This window comes from Nocardioides sp. Root140, assembly GCF_001426745.1.
In the GTDB taxonomy this organism is placed as follows: Bacteria; Actinomycetota; Actinomycetes; order Propionibacteriales; family Nocardioidaceae; genus Nocardioides.
This window is the reverse complement of record NZ_LMFI01000010.1, coordinates 191,033-214,220: the sequence shown is the minus strand read 5'-3', so window position 1 is coordinate 214,220 and position 23,188 is coordinate 191,033. Positions and strand designations below refer to the sequence as shown.

The following is a 23,188-nucleotide window of genomic DNA, read 5'->3' as shown; positions in this document are numbered from 1 at the left end:
GGGCCCGTCAGCGCCCCGGTCCGGACCACCACGCGTCGATCGGCAGCGCGTCGTCCGGGGTGAACCTCTGGCCGGGCATCGGCGCCGCCACGCGCACGCCGTCCGCCTCGCGCACCAGCCACTCGATCGGCTCGGCCCAACGATGGAAGGCGAGGTCGAACGTGGCCCAGTGGATCGGCAGCAGCGCGTTGCCGCCGAGCACCCGGTGCGCGCGCAGTGCCTCGGCAGGGTCCATGTGGACGTCGGGCCAGCGCTTGTCGTAGGCGCCGATCGGCAGCACGGTCAGGTCGAAGGGGCCGTACGCCGACCCGATGGCCTCGAACGCGTCGGTCCAGCCGGAGTCCCCTCCGAAGAAGACCCGCCGTTCGCCGGCGGCCACCACCCACGACGACCACAACGTCGGGTTCGGGGCGAAGAGTCGGCCGGAGAAGTGCTGTGCCTCGGTGCAGGTGAGGACGAGGTCGTCGACGGTGTGCGACTGGCCCCAGTCGAGCTCGACGATGCGCTGCTCCGGGACTCCCCAGTGGCGCAGGTGGCTGCCGATGCCGAGCGGCACCACGAAGACGACCTCCTGGTGCCGGGCCAGCCATTCGATGGTCCCGGTGTCGAGGTGGTCGTAGTGGTCGTGCGAGATGAGCACCGCACTCAGCCGCGGCAGCTCACGCAGCGCCAGCGGCACCGGGTGGTGCCGGCGCGGACCCACGCGCGACGCGGGCGAGACACGGTCGCTCCACACCGGGTCGGCCAGCACCCAGTGGCCGCCGACCTCGAGCAGGACGGTGGCGTGGCCGAGCCAGGTCGCGGCGCACTGGTCGGCCGTCGCCGGCAGTGCGGGTGTGGCCAGCGGGACCGGGCCGCTGGGCCTGCCCGTGCGGCCCTTCCGGGCGAAGTCGCGGGCGATCGAGGCCCGGCTCGTCTCCTCGACCATGAGGGATGGTCGACTGTTGTGGAAGGACCCGTCGCGGTATTGCGGGGAGTCCGCGAACGCATCGGCGGGAGGTCGCGTGCCGAGGCTGCGGAGCAGGGGGAGTCGCTGGAGGGTCACGCTCCTGATTCTCGCTCACCCGCCCAAGCACCGCGGCCAGGGCGAGTAGGTTCGAAGGATGACCCTGTCGAACACGGAGACCGTCCGCGCCATGTTGGGTGCCTTCCGGGCCCAGGACCTGCCGACGGCCACCGGGCTGCTGGCCGACGACGTGACGTTCACGAGTCCCCAGGACGACCACATCGACAAGGCGACCTACCTCGAGGTGTGCTTCCCGACCGCCGACCGGTTCACCTCACAGGAGGTCCTCCACGTCGTGGAAGCCGGCGACGGCGGGGTCTTCCTCATGTACGAGTACGAGCTGACGACCGGGGAGCGCTACCGGAACACCGAGCTCATCACGGTGCGTGACGGCCTGATCACCGAGATACAGGTGTTCTTCGGCGGTCGGGCCTGACCGGGCCGGTGCCCGGCACACTGGGCATGCCGGGGCGGCCGGATCAGTCGAAGAGCTCGCTGAGCCAGCTCTCCTTCTTCTTCTTGCGGTAGGGCTGCTGCTGGTAGGAACGGTCGCGGTCTCGGTCGTACGACGATGACGAGCGGTCGCGGTCGTCGTACCGCTGCTGCGGGGGAGCAGGTGCGGCGGGGGCCGGAGGAGCCTGGGTCATCGACCGGTCGATGATCTTGTCCAGCTCGCCACGGTCGAGCCAGACGCCGCGACAGGTCGGGCAGTAGTCGATCTCGATGCCGCTGCGCTCGCTCATCACGAGGGTGGCGCCGTCGGTGGGGCACTGCATGGGGGATTCCTTTCGTTGCCTGCCCAGCCAACGTACGGCGACCGCCCGGCGTTCCCTCAGGCCCTCAGTCGTCCACGTCCGCCGGTCAGTCTTCCTTGGAACGCACCCGGATGCCCGAGATCGGGATGTTCACCGCGCCCGACGGGTCGGTGAAGAAGTCGTTGCCCTTGTCGTCGACCACGATGAAGGCAGGGAAGTCCTCGACCTCGATCTTCCAGATCGCCTCCATGCCGAGCTCTTCGTACTCCAGCACCGAGACGTCCTTGATGCAGTCCTGGGCCAGGCGCGCCGCGGGCCCGCCGATCGAGCCGAGGTAGAAACCACCGTGGGTGTGGCACGCCTCGGTGACCTGCTTGCTGCGGTTGCCCTTGGCCAGCATCACCATCGAGCCACCGGCCGCCTGGAACTGGTCGACGTAGGAGTCCATGCGGCCCGCCGTGGTCGGACCGAACGAGCCCGACGGCATGCCCTCGGGCGTCTTGGCCGGGCCGGCGTAGTAGACGGGGTGGTCCTTGAGGTACTGCGGCATCTCCTCGCCGGCGTCGAGCAGGTCCTTGATCTTGGCGTGCGCGATGTCGCGGGCGACCACCAGCGGGCCGGTCAGCGAGAGCCGGGTCTTGACCGGGTGCCTGGCCAGCTCGGCGAGGATCTCGCTCATCGGCTGGGTGAGGTCGATCTTCACGACGTCGTCGGCCGCGGCCAGCTGCTCCTCGCTGGGCTCGGGCAGGTACTTCGCCGGGTCGGTCTCGAGCTGCTCGAGGAAGACGCCCTCGGCGGTGATCTTGCCCAGCGCCTGGCGGTCGGCCGAGCACGACACGGCGATCGCGACCGGGCAGCTGGCGCCGTGGCGGGGGAGCCGGACCACGCGGACGTCGTGGCAGAAGTACTTGCCGCCGAACTGCGCACCGATGCCGAACGACTGGGTGAGCTTGAAGACCTCGTCCTCGAGCTCGAGGTCGCGGAAACCGTGGGCGCTCATCGTGCCCTCGGTCGGCAGGTTGTCGAGGTAGTGCGCGCTCGCGTACTTCGCGGTCTTGAGCGCGAACTCCGCGCTGGTGCCGCCGATGACCACGGCCAGGTGGTACGGCGGGCACGCGGCGGTGCCGAGCGAGCGGATCTTCTCGTCGAGGAACTCCAGCATCCGCTTGGGGTTCAGGATCGCCTTCGTCTCCTGGAACAGGAACGACTTGTTGGCCGAGCCGCCACCCTTGGCCATGAAGAGGAACTTGTACTCAGGCCCCTTCTCACCCTGGGCCGTGGAGTAGAGCTCGATCTGGGCCGGCAGGTTGGTGCCGGTGTTCTTCTCCTCGTACGTCGTGAGGGGTGCGAGCTGGGAGTAGCGGAGGTTCAGCTTGGTGTACGCGTCGTACACGCCCTTGCTGATCGCCTCGCCGTCGTCGGCGCCGGTGAGCACGCCCTCGGACTTCTTGCCCATCACGATCGCGGTGCCGGTGTCCTGGCACATCGGCAGCACGCCGCCGGCGGAGATGTTGACGTTCTTGAGCAGGTCGGTGGCCACGAAGCGGTCGTTGCCCGACGCCTCGGGGTCGTCGATGATCTTGCGCAGCTGCGCGAGGTGGGCCGGGCGCAGGTAGTGGCTGATGTCGTGCATCGCCTCCGCGGTCAGCTTCTGGATCGCCTCGGGGTCGACCTGCAGGAACGTCTTCCCGTTCGCCTCGAACGTGGAGACGCCCTCGGTGGTGATCAGCCGGTAGGGCGTGTCGTCCTTGCCGGTCGGGAGCAGGTCGGAATAGCGGAATTCAGGTTCGGTGGCCACGGACGTCAAGATTACTCCGGTCGGCGGGCGGTCCTGACTCCGGATCAGAGGAGCGTCCTGGCGAGATCCGAGACGAAGGCGTCAGCCGCCTCCAGGGGCTTCCGGTCCGCCGGAGCGGGAGCACCGCTCGAGGTTCGGTAGATCCCGCTGCCTCGTGCCGGCCAGACCCTCAGGTCGACGGCCAGCAGGCCGGGTTCGCCCATGGCGTCGCGTGCGACGACGTACGACCGTGCGTCCTCGTCCCTGTTGACGTGGGCCGGGTGACCGCCGAGCTCGTCCCCGTCGCGGAATTTCACCGTCGAGTCAGTGGTGATGACGACCGAGATCTCCAGGGTGTGCGTCGGATCTGCGAAGGAGCACTGTGTGGTGCCGTCGCGAGCATCGTCGGCCGCCAACACCAGGCTGTTCGGGGGCGCGACCGTGGTCACGCCGGTGAACGAGTCACCGAAGTGCTCGCGCACGACGGGCGTCGCCGCGGCGCACAGCACGTTCGGGTCTGCCTCGGCCTCCATGATGAGGTCGCGGCGGTTGTCCGGCACGTCGGCGTCTTCGGTCGGAGCACACTCCAGCTCTGCCTGGTCCTGGATGTCGACGCAGGCACCCACCGCAGACGTGTCCGCCTCGTCCCACGCATGGAGGAGGTCGACCGGATCGCGGTCCGGGGACGGGACCTTCGTCGCCGTCGGGATCAGGGCCCTGGCGAACGTGAGGCCCCGCTGGCACGACTCGGCGGTCACGAAGGCGACGAGCTTGTCCCCGTCACGCACGGCGACGTCAGCCTCGCCGAGCGTCCACTCCAGGTAGCAGCCGGTGCTGTCGCCGTTCGCGCGGACCGTCGTCCCGGCCACCTCGTGGGTCGTCTGGTAGTCCTGCACGTCCGTGCTGCGGTACCGGAGCTCGAGATCGGCCCCTGACTCCTTGTCCTGGCACCGGTCGAGCACGGTGTAGTTGGTCGCGCCCTCGTAGGGAACCGGGGTGCGGCCGGCCCGCTCGATCAGGTCGCAGGTCGCGGCGCGTTGCAGCCCTCGCGGCCGCGTGGCTCGCGCGGGGTGGCCCTGCAGCAGGCCGGCGGCGGCTTCGGCGTACGCCGTCACGGTGGCGCACGGTGCCAGTCCACTGAAGCTGATGGCGCGGGTGTGACTGATCGGCAGGTGGACGAGGCACTGTCCGGAGTCCAGGTCGGCTCGGTAGGAGACGGTGCCGGCCAGGTCGCGTCGGGCCAGTCGGTGCCGTTGCGTCTCGCTCAGGAGGGTGTAGACGTCGGCCTTGACCGAGCTGTCGGACATCCAGCAGGAGTGGGGCTTGTCGGCCTGCGGGACGGCTCCCGTCGTACGCGCGCCCGCTGGATCGGCCGCCCGTAACAGCGCGCACGGGTCGAGGGCGGCGGCCTTCTCGGCCACCTCGACGGCGTTCCGGTCGGGGTTGGTCTGCGCGGCGCGCTCGACCCGGGGGAGTGCCGACAGCGCCTCCTCCTCGTCGTCACCGAAGCAGCCGCTCAGGAGCAGCACCGCGAGGACGGCGACCAGGGTGGAGATGTGGCGACGGGGCATGTCGCGATGCTCCCCAGCGCACGGCTCCGCCAAACTCGTGATAAAAGTATAGTGACTCGGGTGACTTTGGAGGCTTTGCGTGAAGAAGAGAACAGTGGCAGCGATCCTCGGGACGGCCGTGCTCGCACTCGCCACGTTCGTGGGCGCGGCGCCGACCGCGGGCAGCGCCCCACCGGACGATGAGACCGAGGCCCGCCCCAACATCGTGTTCATCCTGATGGACGACTTCTCCACCGAGCTCCTGGAGACCATGCCGACTGCGCAGCAGATGAAGGCCGAGGGCGCGTCGTACGACAACTCGTTCGTCATCGACTCGCTCTGCTGCCCGTCGCGGGCGGCCCTGCTGACCGGCCAGGCCCCGCACCAGACCGGCGTCCTGACCAACACGCCCAACGATCCGGACAACCCGATCGGTGGCTACGAGGCGTTCGAGCAGTACGGCAACACCGCTAAGCAGTTCAGCGTGACCCTGCAGGACAGCGGCTACACGACCGGGTTCATCGGCAAGTTCATGAACCGCTACGAGGCGAAGACCGTCGACGGTGAGCTGGTCGCACCCCCGAAGGTGCAGGGATGGAGCGACTGGGAGGCGATCCTCGGCGGCGGCTACAACGGGTGGGGCTACAAGAGCACCTATCTCGACGACAACGGCGACGTGCAGCTGCGCAACCATCCGAAGCCGGCGCTGACCCAGCCCGTCGAGGCCCGCGACCAGCGCTACGCCACGAATGTCGCGGCAGACAAGGCGATCGACTTCATCGAGCGCCACGACGACGAGGACGCGCCGTACTTCCTCGAGATCGCGACGTACGGACCGCACAGCCAGCTCCAGGCCGCCTACCCCGACAGCCCGCAGTTCCCCTCGGCGTTCGCGGACCGCGCGCCGGCCGGCGATCCGACCGGCGGCAACTGCGGCCTCGCCGCCTGCGGTGACCTCACCCTCGACGACCTCGTCGGGTACGGCGACGACCGCACCGACAACGCCCCGACGTACCTGCACCGCGACGGGCGTACGTCGCCCGCACCGGCCTGGCGCACCAACGAGGTCTCGCTGACCGACGACCAGGCGCTGACCCGCTACCGAGACCGGGCCCGGATGGTGCAGTCGATCGACCGGCTGATCGCGCGGGTGCGCGCGGCGGTCGGTCCGAACACCTACGTCTTCCTCACGGCAGACAACGGCTTCCACCTCGGCCAGCACCAGCTCAACGGCGGCAAGGGCACGCCCTACGACAGCGACAGCCGGGTTCCGCTGGTGGTGGTCGGTCCCGACGTCCAGCCCGGCGCGCGCAACCAGTTCGTCAACAACATCGACCTGGCGCCCACCTTCGAGGCGCTGGCCGGAGTGGAGAGTCCGGCGTTCCGGGCAGGCAACTCGTTCGCGGGGTCGCTGAGCGCGCCGAAGGTGGCCGGCGGGCGCTACGCGTTCTTCGAGCACACCTACGCCAAGACCCAGCCCGGCGAGGTCGACACGGACCAGGGGTCCGGCGGCACCATCGACATCATCCCGTCGTTCATCGCCGTGCGGAGTGCCCGCGGACTGCTGGTGCGATTCGACCTCGACAACGCCTGGACCAGCACTGACCACGCATGGGAGCTCTACCGCTACGACGTGCCGTGGGAGGACCGCAACGTCTTCGCGGAAGACCACGCCGAGCCGTGGGTGCAGGACCTCAAACGGCGCATCGAACGCTTCGACGGGTGCCGCCCGGCAGTGTGCAGGTCCTTGAGCCGCTGATCGCATGGCCGGCTCCGGCCGGTCGATGCCCGATTCCGCTGCGCGCGTGGGTAGTCTCCTGCCAAAATGCAGTGAAAGACTGCAGAAACATCGGGGGAGAACAATGGGGCGCAGGTCCTGGGGAGCCGCTGCGTCCTGCGGCGTGCTGTTGCTCGTCGCGTTGGTGCTCGGCGGCCTGCCGACGCGCGGTCCCGCGGCCGTTCGGGACGACGCCACGATCTCCCAACAGCGCGTGGACGATCGTCCCGACATCGTCCTGATCCTGATGGACGACTTCTCCATGGAGCTGTTGTCGACGATGCCCGAGGCGCAGCGCATGGTCCGCGAGGGGGCGGCGTACCGGAACTCCTACGTGGTCGACTCGCTGTGCTGCCCCTCGCGGGCCGCGCTGCTGACCGGGCAGGCGCCGCACCAGACCGGGGTGCGCACCAACACCCGCAACGGAACGCCCGCCGTCGGTGGCTACCCGGCGTTCGCCGCGCACGACAACCCGCGCAAGCAGTTCAGCGTGGCCCTGCAGGGCAGCGGCTACACGACAGGGTTCATCGGCAAGTTCCTCAACGTCTACGACGTGCGCCGGGTCAACGGGAAGATCGTCCCGCCGCCCAAGGTGCCCGGTTGGGACGACTGGCAGGCGATCCTCAGCGGTGGCTACAACGGTTGGGGCTTCCGGTCGACGTACCTCGACGAGGACGGCACGATGCGGTTGCGCACCCACGCCAAGCCACCGCGGAACGCCTCGCACGAGGAGCGTGACCGCGGCTACGCCACGAACGTCACTGCCGACATGGCGGTGCGGTTCCTGCGCGATCACCGCGACGACACCTCGCCGTACTTCCTCGAGATCGCCACCTACGGCTCGCACGCCCAGATCCGCAAGGCCTACCCGGGCAGTCCCGCCTTCCCCTCGGCCTTCCGGGACCGGGCTCCCCGCGGAGACCTCGACGGCGGCAACTGTGGCCTGAAGCGTTGCGGCTCCCTGAGCCTGCGCGACCTGTTGGGGTACGACGACCCGCGCGACGACAACGCGCCGACCTACCTGCGTCCCGGCGGGCGAACGGCGCCGGCACCGGCCTGGCGCACGAACCCGATCATCCTCTCCGACAAGTCGGCGCTGCGGCACTACCGCGACCGGGTCCAGATGGTGCAGTCGATCGACCGGTTGATCGCCCGCGTGCGACGCGAGGTCGGCCCGGACACGTACGTCGTGCTCACCGCCGACAACGGGATCCACCTCGGCCAGCACCAGCTCAACGGCGGCAAGGGCACGCCGTACGACTCCGACGTACGGGTGCCGCTCGCCGTCGTCGGGCCCGACGTGGTGCCCGGCCGTCGGTCCCAGTTCGTCAGCAACATCGACCTCGCCTCGACCTTCGAGGAGCTGGCCGGCCTGGAGAGTCCGGCCTTCCGGTCCGGCACGTCGTTCGCGGCCAGCCTCCGGGCACCGCAGGCCCGGGGCGGGCGCTACGTCTTCTTCGAGCACACCTGGTCGAGGGCGCGCCCCGGCGAGTTCGACCCGGACAAGGAGTCCGGTGGGTCGACAGACGTCGTGCCGTCCTACATCGCGGTGCGCAGTGCCCGCGGGCTGCTGGTGCGCGTCGACCTCGACAAGGACTGGCGCGGCACGGACTATGCGTGGGAGCTCTATCGCTACGACGTGCCGTGGGAGGACCGCAACGTCTTCGCCGAGGACCACGCCAAGCCCTGGGTACGAGACCTCAAGCGGCGCATCGAACGCTTCGACGGGTGCCGCCCCGCGGTCTGCCGGGCACTGTCCCGCTGAGATGTGCCGGTGACCGGGCGGTGGGTGTCGCCACCGCCCGGCCGCCACCGGGTCAGACGCCGGCGGGCACCCGGTCGAGCTGACGCACCAGGAAGTCCGCGGCGGCAGCCCGCTGGTCATTGCATCGGGCCACGGCCAGCGACATCCAGAAGACGCCGTGGGCCAGCCCGTCGAACCGCACCACCCGGGTGTCGACGCCGCTCTCGGCGATCTTCGCGGCGAGCAGCTCGGCCTCGTCGCGAAGGGTGTCGCACTCATTGGTGATCACCAACGTCGGCGGGAGTCCCGACAGGTCCGCGGTGTCCAGGGCCAGGCGCGGGTCGGCCAGGTCGTCGGGCGACCCGACGTACTGCTCGCCGAACCACGCAAGGTCGTCGAGCCCGATGATGTGGTCGGTGGCGAACTCCTGACGGGACGCGGTCTCGATGCTGGCGTTGACCAACGGGTAGACCAGCACCAGGCCTGACAGTTCCGGGCCGTCCTTCGCGGCCCGGAGCGCAGCGGCGGCGGCGAGGGTGCCACCTGCCGAGTCGCCGGCCAGGGCGATGCGACGAGCGTCACCGCCGTGGGAGGCGATGTTCTCCGCCGTCCACAGCAGGGCGGCGTACGCGTCGTCGTGGGCGGCCGGGAACCTGTGTTCCGGAGCGCGGCGGTAGGTCGCGGACACCACCATCGCTCCGGTGCGCACCGCGAGGTCACGGGCCGGCTCGTCGGCCACGTCGAGGCTGCCGCCGACGAAGCCGCCACCGTGCAGGTAGACCAGCACCGGCTTCTCGTGACCGTCGGACTCGGGCGTGTAGATGCGCACCCGCTGGTCTGCGTGCTCGCCGTACGACGCCTCGACGACGCGAGCGACCTCCTTCTTCGGGGCCTGCATCTCGACGAAGGACTCCACGACCGCGCGGGTGCCCTCGACTCCTACCGCCCGGAAGCCGGTGAACTGCTGGTCCTTGAGCGCCTGGACCACGAACATCACCGACGGGTCCAGCGCCCGCGAGCAGCCGGCACCGTCCAGCTGTCGTGAGGTCTCGGCGAACCGGAACCCGCGATAGTCGTGCGCCTGCACGTTCTCGCAGATCGCCCGGTAGCGCGGCGCGCCGCCCAGGTAGACGAGGACGCGACGCGGCTTGCCGGGGATGTTGGCACCCATGTACCAGGACGAGGCCGACTTCGGCAGCAGCGTCATCTCGGAGATGGCCGTGGTCTCCGCGACCCACTGGTCCTGCGCCTGCTCGCTGGCGTCGATGACGTGGTGGCCGTGCTGGGCCATGTAGCTGATCGTGTCGCCGATGAGGTCTATGTGGTCCTCGATCGCCAACGGCATGTTGTAGAGCACCGACGGGCTCTGCGGGCCGGTCACCATGAACAGGTTCGGGAAGCCGTGCACCGTGACGCCGAGGTAGGTCTGCGGGCCGTCGGCCCACTCGTCGGCCAGCCGTACGCCGTGACGCCCGGTGATGTCCATCGCCAGCAGGGGGCCCGTGCAGGCGTCGAACCCGGTGGCCAGGATGAGCACGTCGAACTCGTGGACCGAACCGTCGGCAAGTCGCACGCCCTCGGGCACGACCGCGGCGATCGGGTTCGCGGCGACGTCCACCAGCGAGACACTGTCGCGGTTGAACGCCTCGTAGTAGTCCGTCTCCAGCGGGGGTCGCTTGGTCCCGTAGGGGTAGGTCGTGGGGGAGAGCAGGTCAGCGGTGGTCGGGTCGGTGACCCGTTCGCGGATCCGCGAACGGATGTAGTCGGCGGCGGTGTCGTTGGCGTCCTGGTCGAGCAGCACGTCCGCGAAGCTGTCGATGAAGAGGCGGAAGCCGCCGCGGTCCCAGCGGTCGTCGAAGATCGCCCGGCGCTCCTCCGCGCTCACCGCGAGGGCAGACGGCCGTACGTCGGAGTACGGCACGCCGAGGAAGTGGTTGCGTGACGCTGCGCGGAGCTCTGCGTAACTCGCCTTCTCGGTGGCCTCCTCGGCCGGGTCGGTGGCGTAGTTGCCGATAGGGGTCGCGAAGTTGGGGGTGCGCTGCAGCACGGTGAGGGAGTCGGCCACCTTCGCGATCTCGCTGATCGCCTGGATCCCGCTCGAACCGGTGCCGATGATGCCGACCCGCTGGCCGGACAGGTCGACGTCCTCGCGCCAGTTGCCGGTCAGCAGGGTACGGCCGGCGAACGTCTCGATGCCGGGGAAGTCCGGGGTCTTGGGGACCGAGAGGGTGCCGCCGCCGGAGACGAAGAACCGTGCGGTGTGCTCGCGGTTGTCGTCGGTGGTGACCCGCCACAGGCTCGCGTCGTCGTCCCAGGTCACCGAGGTGACCCGGGTGTCGAACGTGACGTCGCGGCGTACGTCGAAGCGGTCGGCGACATGGTTGAGGTACTCCAGGATCTCGGGCTGCGCCGGGTAGCGCTCACTCCAGTGCCACTCCTGCTGGAGTTGCTCGTCGAAGGAGTAGGAGTAGTGCACGCTCTCGATGTCGACCCGGGCGCCCGGGTACCGGTTCCAGTACCAGGTGCCGCCGACGTCACTGGCGGCATCGAAGGCGTGGACGTCGAGGCCCATCTGGTCGCGGAACTTGTGGATGGCGTAGATGCCGGCGAATCCGGCACCGACCACGATGACGTCGTGGGTCTGGTCCTGGGTCATGGTTTCTCCTCCAGTCGGCGGAGCGCCATCGTGACCGCGGTCACACGGCCGGGGCGCGGGTGGAACCACCCGTTCGCCCACCCGTTTCCTCCCGCGGGTGGGCAGAGCGTGGCACGGGTCACAGTGCGCGACTAAGGTCTCCCAGCATGAGCCCCGGCACCGGTGAACGGCTGACGACCTTCATCGGCCGTGACGACATGTTGCGCGACGTGCGCTCGCTGGTGGGCTCCTCACGGCTGGTCACGCTGACCGGGACCGGCGGCGTCGGCAAGACCCGGCTGGCCCTCGAACTGATCGAGCGCACCCGGCACCTCTTCGCCGACGGCGGTGTCTTCGTCGACCTGGCCAGCCTGGCCGGAGCCGCGGCGGTGGCGCCCGCGATGGTGTCTGCCCTCGAAGTCGCGGACCAGTCGACCCGCACGCCACTGGAGCAGCTGTGCCGGCACCTGGTCGGCAAGGCGATGCTCCTGGTGATCGACAACTGCGAGCACGTGCTCGACGAGGTGGCGGACCTGGTCTCCGAGCTGCTCGACGTGGCGCCCGCGCTGCGGATCGTGACCACCAGTCGGGAACCGCTGGGCCTGGCGAGCGAACAGGTCTTCCCGGTCGGACCGCTCGATCTGCCCGAGGCAGTGCGGCTGCTGGTGGACCGCACCAGACACCAGGTTCCCGACTTCGCCGTCACCGAGGCCAATCACGACGACGTGGAGCGGCTGTGCGCGACGCTGGACGGGCTCCCGCTGGCGATCGAGCTCGCGGCCACCCGGTTGCGCAGCCTGTCGGTCAGCCAGCTGCTGGAGCGGCTCGACCACCGGTTCCAGCTGCTGAAGGGTGACGTCAGGGGCCGTCTACCGCGACACCAGGCGCTCTGGGACCTGGTGGACTGGAGCCATGAGCTGTGCGGTGCGGAGGAGCGGCTCCTGTGGGCCCGGTTGTCGGTGTTCCGCGGAAGCCTCGACCTGGCCGCGGCGGAGGCTGTGTGCGGGTTCGACAACCTGGCGCCGGAGCGACTGCTGGACGTGCTCGACCAGCTGGTCGCCAAGTCGATCGTCATCGCGGAGTCCGGCGGTGCCGAGATGCGGTATCGCATGCTGGTGACGATGCGGGAGTACGCCGCGGAGAAGCTCGACCAGTCCGGCGAGGCGGACGAGCTGAGCCGTCGGCATCGTGACCACTACCTGGCCCGTGCGGAGTCGATGGTCGCGGCCTGGTGCGGGCTGGGCCAGCCGGCGGCCCTGGCGGCGATGCGGCGCGACCACGCCAACGTGCTCGCGGGCCTGGAGTGGTCGACCACCACCACGGGAGAGGAGGAGCAGGCGGCTGCGTTCGGTTCGCTGCTGCGCTACCACTGGATCGCCGGCGGCTTCCTCAGCGACGGACGGCGCTGGCTGGAGCGGATCCTGGCCCTCGATCTCGGACGGACCCCGGAGCACGGAGCGGCGCTGTGGGTCGCGGCGTGGGTCTGCCTCATCCAGGGTGATCGTCAGGCGGGGAGCGTCCATCTCGAGCATGGTCGTGCCCTGGCGCTGGAGCTCGAGGACGAGCACCTGCTGGCGCACGTGGACGCCTGGACCGGGATCCATGGGTTGTTCAGTGGCAACCTCGGTCCCGCGATCGCGGCGTTCCGGCGTGCGCTGGTCACGTTCGAGAAGGTCGGCGATGATGCCGCTGCCCAGACCGCGATGTTCCAGCTGGCGATGGCGGAGTACTTCGAGGTGGGGCCGACCGAGGCCTTGGCCACGTGCCGTGAGGTGCTCGCGCTGAGTGCGCCGCGCGGCGAGGGCTGGTGCCGGGCCTACACCCTGTGGATCGCCGGCATGTGCCACTGGCGCCTCGGCGACCAGGTCTCGGCCAGGGCGGCTGCGGTCGAGGCGCTGGAGCTTCAACGCGACTTCCAGGACGGGATCTGCATCGCGCTCACCCTCGAGCTCACGTCATGGATCGCGGCGGCCAACGACCACCTCGAGAACTCGGCTGCCCTCTTCGGGGCGGCCACAGCGGTGTGGCGACTGCTCGGCACCGACATCGACGCCTTCGGGCCCGACATCAGCGCCGACAGTCGGCGCATCGTCTCGCACGTGGACGCCGCGATCGGGCACCCGCAGGCCGAGCGGCTGCGTGAGGCGCAACGGGGGCTCGACCGCGTGGGGGCGGTGATGCTCGGGCTCGGCACCGCTGCCGTCGCCACCGACAGCCCCCGGGACAGTCCGCTCACCAAGCGCGAGCAGCAGGTGGCCGAGCTGGTCGCCGAGGGACTGAGCAACCGGCAGATCGCCGAGCAGCTGGTGATCTCCAACCGCACCGTCGACGGTCACCTGGAGCGGATCCTGGCCAAGCTGGAAGTGCGCTCACGGACCCAGGTGGCCACCTGGGTGATGGGCCAGCGGTCCTGACCCGCGGCACGGCATAACCGCCGGGCGTCGGGCGTTGACGTGGGTGTGCACATCCTCGACTCCCTCGTGATCGGCGCCGGGCAGGCGGGGCTCTCCACGAGCTTCCACCTGCGCCGCCTCGGCATCGACCACGTCGTGCTTGACGCCAATCCGCAGGCGGGCGGGGCCTGGCAGCATCGTTGGGACTCGCTGACGATGGCCGACGTGCACGGTGTCGCGGACCTGCCCGACGCGCCGGCGCCCGGTCGGTCGCACGACCGGGCGAACGAGGTCGTCCCGTCCTGGTTCGCCGACTACGAGGGCGCGCACGGACTGCCGGTGATCCGCCCGGTCGACGTACAACGTGTGGAGGACGACGACGGGCTGCTGCGGGTGACCGCCGGCCCGCGCCACTGGTTCACCCGCACCCTGGTCAACGCCACCGGCACGTGGACCCGGCCGTTCGTGCCGGCGTACCCGGGCATCGAGACCTTCGCGGGGGAGCAGTGGCACACCGCCGACTACCCCGGCCCGGAGCACCTCGCCGGGAAGCGGGTGCTTGTCGTCGGTGGTGGCGCCTCGGCCGTGCAGTTCCTCGGTGAGCTGGCTCCGATCGCGGACACCGTCTGGGTGACCCGGCGGGAGCCGATCTGGCGCACCGACGACTTCACCCCCGAGATCGGTCGGGCCGCGGTCGCCATGGTCGAGGACCGGGTCCGCCGAGGGCTGCCGCCCCGCAGCGTGGTCAGCGTGACCGGTCTGGTGCTGCGCGAGCAGGAGCGTGCGGCCGAGCGGCTGGGCGCCTACGACCGGCGCCCGATGTTCGCCCGGATCGAGCCGTACGGCGTGCGCTGGGAGGACGGCACCTTCGAGGCTGTCGACGTGATCCTCTGGGCGACCGGCTTCCGGCCGGCGGTCTCGCATCTCGCGCCGCTCCACCTGCGCAGCGAGTACGGCGGCATCCGCCTCGACGGCACCACAGCGGTGGCCGACCCGCGAGTGCAGTTGGTCGGCTACGGACCCTCGGCCAGCACCATCGGCGCGAACCGGGCCGGACGTCGTGCCGCGGTGGCGGTCTCGGGCTTCCTCGGGTCCGACGGGCTGACCGCCGCGGGCTGAACCGCTCCGACTGACCCCTCGGGCGGCTCGCCGAAGGATGGACCCGGTCGGGGATTCGTCACTGCCGTGTGTGAAACTGTAGTAAGTCACTACAGATAAGGGTTTTAAGAATGCGGTACAGGTTCTCGGGCGGCGTCCTCGGCACACTTCTGCTCGTCGTGACCCTCGTGATGGGTCCCTTCTCGTCGGCTGGCCAGAGTGCCGGCCAGCCCTCGTCGGCCGGTGCGGCCGGCGACCGGCGCCCCAACATGGTGCTGATCCTGATGGACGACTTCTCCATGGAGCTCCTCTCGACGATGCCGAACGCGCAGCGCATGGTGCGTCAGGGAGCGTCGTACCGGAACTCCTACGTCGTGGACTCACTGTGCTGCCCCTCGCGTGCTGCCCTGCTGACCGGCCAGGCGCCGCACCAGACCGGAGTGCTGACCAACACGCGCAACGGCTCGCTGGCCGTCGGCGGCTACCCGGCGTTCGTCGCGCACGACAACCCGGGCAAGCAGTTCAGCGTGGCCCTCCAGGGCAGTGGCTACACCACGGGGTTCATCGGCAAGTTCCTCAACCTGTATGAGGCACGTGACGTCGACGGGCACACCGTGGCGCCGCCGAAGGTTCCCGGGTGGGACGACTGGCAGGCCATCCTCGGCGGTGGGTACAACGGCTGGGGGTTCCGCTCCACCTACCTGGACCAGGACGGCAACCTGCGGCTGCGCAACCACCCGATCCCGCCGTTGCGTGCGCCCCGACGAGTGCGAGACAGCCACTACGCCACCAACGTGACCGCGGCCAAGGCGGTGCGGTTCATCCGCGGGCACCGTGACGACGCGGCGCCGTACTTCCTCGAGATCGCGACCTACGGCTCGCACGGCCAGCTCCGCAAGGCCTACCGGAACAGCCCGACCTTCCCGCCGGCGTTCCGCGACCGCCCGCGCGCTGGCCTGGCCAACGGCAACTGTGGGCTCAAGGCGTGCGGGTCCCTCAGCCTGCGCGACCTGTTGGGGTACGGCGACCCGCGGCGTGACAACGCGCCGACCTACCTGCGTCGCAACGGACGGACCGCGCCGGCTCCTGCCTGGCGGACGAACCGGATCACGCTGACCGACCGGGCGGCACTGGGCCACTACCGCAACCGGGCCCGCATGGTGCAGTCCATCGACCGGCTGATCGGCCGGGTCCGTGCCGAGGTCGGCCCGAACACGTATGTCTTCCTCACCGCCGACAACGGCATCCATCTCGGCCAGCACCAGCTCAACGGGGGCAAGGGCACGCCCTACGACTCGGACGTGCGGGTGCCCCTGGTGGTGGTGGGTCCGGGAGTGGCGCCGGGCCGGCGTGGCCAGTTCGTGAACAACATCGACCTCGCCCCGACGTTCGAGGCGCTGGCCGGCCTGGACAGCCCGGAGTACCGCTCGGGCTCCTCGCTCAAGGCCAGCCTGCGCGCGCGACGGGCCCCGGGTGGGCGGTTCGCGTTCTTCGAGCACACCTGGTCGAAGTCGCGGCCCGGTGAGGTCGATGCCGATCGTCAGACCGGTGGCATGACCGACCTCGTGCCGTCGTACATCGCGGTGCGTGGGCGTCGTGGGCTGCTGGTGCGCTTCGACCTCGACAACTCGTGGCGCGGCACCCGCTACGCCTGGGAGCTCTACCGCTACGACGTGCCGTGGGAGGACCGCAACGTGTTCGCCCAGGACCACCGAAAGCCCTATGCGCGCGAGCTCATGCGTCGCCTGCGGGCCTGGGACCAGTGCGCTCCGGCCCGCTGCCGGGCACTGACCAGATGAGGGTGCGGCCGCTAGTCTGACGGGCATGGAGGGCACGCCGGGACCCCACGAGATGCGCATCTCTGACGCCGACCGTCACAAGGTCGCCGAGGTGCTGCGCGACGCCGCGGCCGAGGGACGGCTCGACTTCGACGAGCTCGACGAGCGGCTCGACGCGACGTACGCCGCGAAGGTGTACGCCGACCTCGTGCCGATCACCGCGGACCTGCCGATGAAGGGCGTCGAGCCGGTCCGTCCACAGGAGCCCGTACGCCAAGCGGCGTCGTTTCCGGCCAACGTGCGTGCCCCCGTGCACCGGTCGTCGCTGGCGATCATGGGCGGCCAGGACCGCCGTGGGGTCTGGCAGGTCAACGGCACGCACACCGCCTTCGCGATGATGGGCGGCATCGACATCGACCTGCGCCAGGCGATCCTCACCGAGCATGAGACCACGATCATCGCCAACACGGTGATGGGCGGCATCGACGTCATCGTCAACGCGTTCACCGTCGTGGTGGTCGAGGGCTTCGGCATCATGGGCGACTTCAGCCAGGGCCGCGACCGTGTCGAGGCCCAGCTCGGTCCGGACTCGCCGATCGTCCGGGTCAAGGGCTTCGCGCTGATGGGCGGCGTCACGGTCGTGCGCAAGCCGATGCCCGGCGAGGGCAGGCGCTGGCGCGGGCACGGCGCGCTGCCCGGCCACTGAACCCACGGTTCTCATGGCCTGCTGATTGCGCTATGGTCGCAGCACATTCCACCACGGGTGCTCGCGGCAGCGGGCTGAGATGGGGCTGAAGCCGCTCTGACCGTTGAACCTGAACCGGGTAATGCCGGCGCAGGAAGCGAGGAGCGATTTCCGTGCTTGCACGTATTTTCTGTCTGGTCGACACGACCGACGACCTGTCCCTGCTGCCCGCTCTCGCCGACGCGGGAGTAGACGGCTTCCAGGTGCGGGCGAAGTCCGCGACCACCCGCTCGCTGATGGCGTGCGTGGCGGCAGCGCTCGACACGGGCGCGATGGTCGTGGTCAACGACCGGCTCGACGTGGCGCTGGCTGCCGGCGCCCACGGTGTGCACCTCGGTGCCTCGGACCTGCCGGTGGCCAGCGCCCGACGGCTGGCGCCCGACCTGGTCATCGGGGCCACCTGCCGTGACCTCGCGTCACTGCACCAGGCCGCTCTCGACGGTGCGACCTACGCCGGGTTCGGACCGTTGTTCGAGACCACCTCCAAGGCCGGACTGCCTGCCCCACTCGGTCTCTCGGCCCTGTCCGCCTGTGTCGGCCCACTGCCGCTGATCGGCATCGGCGGGGTCTCGGCGGCCACGGCACCGGCCGTCCTCTCGGCCGGCGCCCACGGTGTGGCGGTCATCGGCTCGATCTGGCGACAACCCGATCCCGTGCAGGCAGCGAAGGAACTCGTGAACGCGGTCGCCTGATGCGGGTGCTCGTGCTCGGCGCAGGGATCATCGGGCTCTCGTGCGCTGAGGAGCTGTTGCGCCGCGGGCACCAGGTGTCCGTGGTCGACCCCGCGCCGGGCGCCGGTGCGTCGTACGCCGCCGCCGGGATGCTCTCGCCGTCGAGCGAGGTGTGGCACACCGATCTCGACCTGCTGCGACTCGGGCTGGCGAGCCTGCAGCTGTGGCCGTCGTACGCCGCCGGGCTGGGGGTTCCCGTGCACCGCACCGGAACCCTGCTGGCCGGCTTCGACGGCGGCGACCTGCAGCAGGTGCAGCGGCAGGTCGCCCTGCTCGACACCGTCGGCGTCTCGGTCGATCTGCTCAGTGGGTCCGCCGCGCGGCGGATCGAGCCCACCCTGTCGCACCGTCTGACCGGTGCCGCGCTTCTCCCTGACGACCACAGCGTCGATCCTCGCGCGGTGGTCGCGGCACTCCTGTCTCGTGTGGGAGGTGCCCAGGACGTCGCGGACGTGGGGGATCACGACGTCACGGTGATCGCCACCGGTGCCCGGCTGCCCGAGCCCTGGTCGCACCTCGTGCGGGGTGTGCGCGGCGAGATCCTGCGGGCCCACACCGACGATCCGCCGACACGGACGATCCGCGGTTGGGTGCACGGCGAGCCGCTCTACGTCGTCCCGCGGGCCGACGGTGGCGTGGTCATCGGGGCCACGTCGGAGGAACACGACGCCGACCCCGTCGTGACGCTCGGCGGCGTCGCCCGGCTTCTCGAAGGCGCCCGACTGCTGGTGCCGGGCCTGGACCGGGCCACGTTCGTCGAGGTGTGCGCCCGCGACCGCCCCGGCACTCCGGACAACCTGCCGCTGGTCGGTCCGGCGCCGGGTCGCAGCGACGTGGTCCTGGCCGCCGGCTTCTTCCGGCACGGCGTGCTGCTCGCGCCCCTGGCCGCCCGCCTGGTCGCCGACCACCTCGAGACCGGGCACCTCGACCCCGCCCTCGACCCTCGCCGCTTCGACCTCGCCGCTGGGCGGGTCGACGCGGACCGACTCGTCCATGCGCCGAACGGGCGCGATTCGACGTACAGGAAGGACAACGCGTGAAGATCACCCTCAACGGAGAAGCCGCCGACCTGCCCCCCGGGAGTGCGGTCGCCGTGCTCGCACCGTGCGCCGGGAGTGCCGTCGCGGTCAACGGCAGTGTGGTGCCGCGAAGCGCGCACGCCACACGACACCTCGAGGACGGCGACGTGGTCGAGGTCGTGACGGCGGTGCAGGGCGGATGAGCCTCGTCATCGCAGGAGTTCCCCTGCCGTCCCGACTGTTCCTCGGCACCGGCGGCCTGCCGCAACTGTCCCTGCTCGACCCCGTGCTCGACGCCGCCGCACCCGCGCTGGTCACGGTGAGCATGCGACGCGCGTCGAGCACGGGGCCCGGTGGACTGCTCGACGTGCTGACCCGGCGCGGCCTGCGCATCCTGCCGAACACCGCCGGTTGCCTCTCGGCCCGAGAGGCAGTTCTCACCGCCGAGCTGGCCCGCGAAGCGCTGGAGACCGACTGGGTCAAGCTCGAGGTGATCGGCGACGAGACCAGCCTGATGCCCGATGCCGTGGAGCTGCTCGAAGCAGCGGAGACCCTTGTGGGCAAGGGATTCTCGGTCCTGCCCTACACCACCGACGACCCCGTCCTGGCTCGGCGCCTGGCCGATGTCGGGTGCGTCGCGGTGATGCCGCTGGGCTCGCCGATCGGCTCGGGGCTGGGCGTGCTCAACCCGCATGCGATCGAAGCCGTGGTCGCCGCCGTCGACGTGCCCGTGGTGCTCGACGCCGGGGTCGGCACGGCCTCGGACGCGGCGCTGGCGATGGAGCTCGGGTGCTCGGCCGTCCTGGCGGCCACCGCGGTCACCCGGGCCGACGACCCGGTGGCGATGGCGCGGGCGCTCTCCCTCGGCGTGCAGGCCGGCTTCGCAGCCCGGTCGGCCGGTCGGGTCCCGCGGCGCTCGGTGGCCCGCGCCTCCAGCCCGGTGAGGGGGCGGATCGCATGACCGCCCTGCCGAGGCTGATCCTGCTGACCGACCGGTCCCAGCTGCGGCTCGGTCGCGGGCTGGCCCGCACGATCACCGAGTGCGTCGATGCCGGGCTCACCCATGTCGTCGTACGCGAGCACGACCTGCCTGCGCCCGCGCGTCACGCGCTGGTCGGCGCCCTGGTCGGCGTACCGGGCCTGACCGTGATCAGCAGCCGGATCCCGGACCCCGCCGCCCACGGCCTCCACCTCCCCGCCCACGCCCACCCCGCCGGGCACTTCCCCACCGGCAGTAACGCGGGGTTATGGTCGCTGAACACGCGTCAGAACACGTGTGAAGCGACCATAACCCCGCGTTACTCGGGCGGGGGTGGGCTGGTGGGGCGGTCCTGCCACACGGCTGCGGAGGTACGCCGGGCAGCGGATGACGGGGCCGACTACGTGACCCTCTCGCCGTTCGCGACCACACCCAGCAAGCCGGGCTACGGGCCACCGCTCGCGGCCGAGGCGTACGCCGGGCACGGCGTGCCGGTCTACGCGCTCGGCGGCATCACGTCCGACAACGCCGCCGGAGCACGCGACGCCGGTGCTCACGGGGTCGCCGTGATGGGGGAGATCATGCGCGCGGGCGACCCGGCCGCGACGGTCGCGCGACTGCTGGAGGTGGTCGGATGACGCCGACCGTCGTGCTGTCGGTGGCCGGCACCGACTCCGGTGGAGCTGCCGGGCTGGCCGCGGACCTGACCACGTTCGCGGCCCATGGGACACACGGTGCGCTCGTGGTCACCGCGGTGACCGCCCAGGACACCACCGGCGTGCACGCGATCCACGTGCCGCCGTACGACGTGGTGGCGGGGCAGCTCGAGGCCGTCCTCGACGACCTGCCGGTGGCCGCCGCGAAGACCGGCATGCTCGGCTCTCCCGAGACGGTGCGCCTGGTCGCCGAGCGACTGGGCCACCTGCTGCTGGTGGTCGACCCCGTGCTGGTCGCCACGAGTGGTGCCGTGCTCGGGAACGAGGCGGTGCGGGCGGCGTACGTCGACCACCTGCTTCCGGTGGCCACGGTGACCACGCCGAACCTCGACGAGGCCCGGGCCCTGCTCGGCTGCGAGGGCGCGCCGGACCAGCTGGCTGCCAAGCTCGCCGCGCTGGGGCCGGCGGTGGTGCTGACCGGTGGACTGGAGTGGGTGCCCGAACCGACTGCGAGCGACGCCGCCACCGGACTCGTCTGCACCGACTGGCTCGCTCTCCCGGGCGAGGAACCCCTGCCGCTGAGCCACCCGGCCCTACCCACCACCAACGACCACGGCACCGGCTGCACGTTCAGCGCTGCCCTTGCCGCACTGCTCGCCCGCGGGCTGCCGATCCCGGCCGCCATCCGTCGCGCGGCGGCGTACACCTCCTCCCAGCTGGCGCTCAGCCGTCGCTGGGACCTGGGCCGCGGACGCGGCCCGATCGCACACCTGACCCCCCTGCACCACCGACACGAGGAGACACCATGACCGTTCACGACGCCCACAGCCGCATCCACGTCACCGGCCCGCGGCCCGACATCCGGGTGCCGCAGACCCGCGTGCACCTGACCAACGGCGAGACCTTCGACCGCTACGCCACCGAAGGCCCCGGGTCCGCGCCCGAGGTCGGGCTGCCCGGGCTGCGCGCCGACTGGATCGTCGAGCGCGGCGACACCGAGGCGTACGACGGCCGCGAGACGCAGCTGCTCGACAACGGCCGCTCCGCCGTACGACGCGGTGCGGCCGCCGAGGAGTGGCAGGGTGAGAATCCCCAGCCCCGCAAGGCGATTGCCGGGAAGAACGTCACGCAGATGCACTACGCCCGCAACGGGATCGTGACGCCCGAGATGGAGTTCGTGGCGATCCGCGAGGGCTGCGACGTCGAGCTGGTGCGCAGCGAGGTCGCAGCCGGTCGGGCAATCATCCCGGCCAACATCAACCACCCCGAGGCCGAGCCGATGATCATCGGCAAGCGCTTCCTGGTGAAGGTCAACGCCAACATCGGCAACAGTGCGGTCACCAGCTCCATCGCCGAGGAGGTCGACAAGCTGACCTGGGCGGTCACCTGGGGCGCCGACACCGTGATGGACCTCAGCACCGGCGACGACATCCACACCACCCGTGAGTGGATCGTCCGCAACAGCCCCGTCCCGATCGGCACCGTGCCGATCTACCAGGCACTCGAGAAGGTGAACGGTGAGGCCGACAAGCTGACCTGGGAGATCTTCCGGGACACGGTCATCGAGCAGTGCGAGCAGGGCGTCGACTACATGACGGTCCACGCCGGTGTGCTGCTGCGCTATGTGCCGATGACCGCAGACCGCGTCACCGGCATCGTCTCGCGCGGGGGCTCGATCATGGCGGGCTGGTGCCTGGCGCACCACCAGGAGAACTTCCTCTACACGCACTTCGACGAGCTCTGCGAGATCTTCGCGCAGTACGACGTCTCGTTCTCCCTCGGTGACGGGCTGCGGCCCGGCTCGACCGCGGACGCGAACGACGAGGCGCAGTTCTCCGAGCTGCGCACCTTGGCCGAGCTCACCGAGCGCGCCTGGAAGTACGACGTACAGGTGATGGTCGAGGGGCCCGGCCACGTGCCGCTCAACCTGGTCGAGGAGAACGTCGTGCTGCAGCAGGACTGGTGCAAGGGTGCGCCGTTCTACACCCTCGGCCCGCTGGCCACCGACATCGCGCCCGGCTACGACCACATCACGTCGGCGATCGGTGCGGCCACCATCGCGATGCACGGCACCGCGATGCTCTGCTACGTCACGCCCAAGGAGCACCTCGGCCTGCCGAACCGCGACGACGTGAAGACCGGTGTGATCACCTACAAGCTGTCCGCGCACGCCGCGGACGTCGCCAAGGGCCACCCGCGGGCCCGTGACTGGGACGACGCCTTGTCGAAGGCCCGCTTCGAGTTCCGCTGGCGTGACCAGTTCGCGCTCTCGCTCGACCCGCACACGGCCGAGGCCTTCCACGACGAGACACTGCCGGCCGAGGCCAGCAAGACCGCGCACTTCTGCTCGATGTGCGGCCCGAAGTTCTGCTCGATGAAGATCAGCCAGGACGTGCGGGAGCGGTTCGGGTCGGCACTCGAGCCCGGCCTCGACCCCGAGGTGGGCATGAAGGAGAAGTCCGAGGAGTTCATCGAGCTCGGGGGCACGGTGTACGTCGAGCCGCGCGCCTGACGGCATGAGGTACCGAACTGCGGCAGTTCGTCA

19 protein-coding genes and 1 riboswitch are annotated in these 23,188 nt (G+C 70.4%); of the genes, 14 read left to right on the top strand and 5 right to left on the bottom strand.

Features of this window, described 5'->3' with window-relative positions:
- Window positions 1-7: 7 nt before the first annotated feature.
- Window positions 8-1,045 (bottom strand): MBL fold metallo-hydrolase, encoded by a 1,038-nt coding sequence (locus ASD30_RS11485; protein ID WP_200951143.1) that lies wholly within the window; start codon window positions 1,043-1,045, stop codon window positions 8-10.
- A gap of 58 nt (window positions 1,046-1,103) precedes the next feature.
- On the opposite strand from ASD30_RS11485, the gene ASD30_RS11480 reads away from it, so the two are divergent.
- Window positions 1,104-1,442, top strand: coding sequence for a nuclear transport factor 2 family protein (locus ASD30_RS11480; RefSeq protein WP_056681459.1), 339 nt, complete (start codon window positions 1,104-1,106; stop codon window positions 1,440-1,442).
- A gap of 43 nt (window positions 1,443-1,485) precedes the next feature.
- Here the strand turns inward: ASD30_RS11480 and ASD30_RS11475 are convergent, their stop codons facing one another.
- The 3 genes from ASD30_RS11475 to ASD30_RS11465 form a co-directional block, all read right to left on the bottom strand.
- Window positions 1,486-1,782, bottom strand: coding sequence for a TFIIB-type zinc ribbon-containing protein (locus ASD30_RS11475; RefSeq protein ID WP_056681458.1), 297 nt, complete (start codon window positions 1,780-1,782; stop codon window positions 1,486-1,488).
- An 85-nt stretch (window positions 1,783-1,867) separates the two neighbouring features.
- On the bottom strand, window positions 1,868-3,559 hold the full coding sequence (locus ASD30_RS11470) for a fumarate hydratase (protein ID WP_200949831.1): 1,692 nt from the start codon (window positions 3,557-3,559) through the stop codon (window positions 1,868-1,870).
- 44 nt (window positions 3,560-3,603) lie between these two features.
- Window positions 3,604-5,109: a hypothetical protein gene (locus ASD30_RS11465; protein ID WP_056681456.1), complete on the bottom strand. Its 1,506-nt coding sequence runs from the start codon at window positions 5,107-5,109 to the stop codon at window positions 3,604-3,606.
- A 79-nt stretch (window positions 5,110-5,188) separates the two neighbouring features.
- On the opposite strand from ASD30_RS11465, the gene ASD30_RS11460 reads away from it, so the two are divergent.
- Window positions 5,189-6,847, top strand: coding sequence for a sulfatase-like hydrolase/transferase (locus ASD30_RS11460; protein WP_156388505.1), 1,659 nt, complete (start codon window positions 5,189-5,191; stop codon window positions 6,845-6,847).
- A 103-nt stretch (window positions 6,848-6,950) separates the two neighbouring features.
- Window positions 6,951-8,630, top strand: a complete 1,680-nt coding sequence (locus ASD30_RS11455) for a sulfatase-like hydrolase/transferase (protein ID WP_162250954.1) — start codon at window positions 6,951-6,953, stop codon at window positions 8,628-8,630.
- Between the two features lie 52 nt (window positions 8,631-8,682).
- Here ASD30_RS11455 and ASD30_RS26905 read toward each other — a convergent pair whose 3' ends face one another.
- Window positions 8,683-11,265 carry a flavin-containing monooxygenase gene (locus ASD30_RS26905; protein ID WP_082563777.1) on the bottom strand — a complete coding sequence of 861 codons (2,583 nt, stop codon included), beginning with the start codon at window positions 11,263-11,265 and terminating at the stop codon, window positions 8,683-8,685.
- Window positions 11,266-11,411: 146 nt separating this feature from the next.
- On the opposite strand from ASD30_RS26905, the gene ASD30_RS11445 reads away from it, so the two are divergent.
- The 11 genes from ASD30_RS11445 to thiC all read left to right on the top strand — a co-directional run bounded on the left by ASD30_RS11445 (window position 11,412) and on the right by thiC (window position 23,155).
- The gene (locus ASD30_RS11445) at window positions 11,412-13,658 is read left to right on the top strand and encodes an ATP-binding protein (RefSeq protein ID WP_056681453.1); all 2,247 of its coding nucleotides are present in this window, start codon (window positions 11,412-11,414) and stop codon (window positions 13,656-13,658) included.
- Window positions 13,659-13,703: 45 nt separating this feature from the next.
- Window positions 13,704-14,756, top strand: a complete 1,053-nt coding sequence (locus ASD30_RS11440) for an NAD(P)-binding domain-containing protein (protein WP_056681452.1) — start codon at window positions 13,704-13,706, stop codon at window positions 14,754-14,756.
- Between the two features lie 110 nt (window positions 14,757-14,866).
- Complete coding sequence (locus ASD30_RS11435) at window positions 14,867-16,534, top strand: sulfatase-like hydrolase/transferase (protein WP_056681451.1); 1,668 nt, start codon at window positions 14,867-14,869, stop codon at window positions 16,532-16,534.
- 25 nt (window positions 16,535-16,559) lie between these two features.
- Window positions 16,560-17,219 carry a DUF1707 SHOCT-like domain-containing protein gene (locus ASD30_RS11430; RefSeq protein ID WP_056681450.1) on the top strand — a complete coding sequence of 220 codons (660 nt, stop codon included), beginning with the start codon at window positions 16,560-16,562 and terminating at the stop codon, window positions 17,217-17,219.
- A gap of 43 nt (window positions 17,220-17,262) precedes the next feature.
- Window positions 17,263-17,373: riboswitch (TPP riboswitch) on the top strand.
- Window positions 17,372-17,950 carry a thiamine phosphate synthase gene (locus tag ASD30_RS11425; protein WP_056681449.1) on the top strand — a complete coding sequence of 193 codons (579 nt, stop codon included), beginning with the start codon at window positions 17,372-17,374 and terminating at the stop codon, window positions 17,948-17,950. (Overlaps the previous riboswitch by 2 nt.)
- On the top strand, window positions 17,950-19,029 hold the full coding sequence (thiO, locus tag ASD30_RS11420; protein WP_056681448.1) for a glycine oxidase ThiO: 1,080 nt from the start codon (window positions 17,950-17,952) through the stop codon (window positions 19,027-19,029). Before ASD30_RS11425 ends, thiO begins: the two co-directional genes overlap by 1 nt.
- Window positions 19,026-19,211 carry a sulfur carrier protein ThiS gene (thiS, locus tag ASD30_RS11415; protein ID WP_056681447.1) on the top strand — a complete coding sequence of 62 codons (186 nt, stop codon included), beginning with the start codon at window positions 19,026-19,028 and terminating at the stop codon, window positions 19,209-19,211. The genes thiO and thiS overlap by 4 nt, the downstream gene beginning before the upstream one ends.
- The gene (locus ASD30_RS11410) at window positions 19,208-19,969 is read left to right on the top strand and encodes a thiazole synthase (protein WP_056681446.1); all 762 of its coding nucleotides are present in this window, start codon (window positions 19,208-19,210) and stop codon (window positions 19,967-19,969) included. Before thiS ends, ASD30_RS11410 begins: the two co-directional genes overlap by 4 nt.
- Window positions 19,966-20,625, top strand: a complete 660-nt coding sequence (locus ASD30_RS11405; RefSeq protein WP_056681445.1) for a thiamine phosphate synthase — start codon at window positions 19,966-19,968, stop codon at window positions 20,623-20,625. Before ASD30_RS11410 ends, ASD30_RS11405 begins: the two co-directional genes overlap by 4 nt.
- Window positions 20,622-21,452 carry a bifunctional hydroxymethylpyrimidine kinase/phosphomethylpyrimidine kinase gene (gene thiD, locus ASD30_RS11400; RefSeq protein ID WP_056681444.1) on the top strand — a complete coding sequence of 277 codons (831 nt, stop codon included), beginning with the start codon at window positions 20,622-20,624 and terminating at the stop codon, window positions 21,450-21,452. Before ASD30_RS11405 ends, thiD begins: the two co-directional genes overlap by 4 nt.
- Entirely contained in the window at window positions 21,449-23,155 is a 1,707-nt protein-coding gene (thiC, locus tag ASD30_RS11395) for a phosphomethylpyrimidine synthase ThiC (RefSeq protein ID WP_056681443.1), read from the top strand. Before thiD ends, thiC begins: the two co-directional genes overlap by 4 nt.
- The last annotated feature ends 33 nt before the right edge of the window (window positions 23,156-23,188 follow it).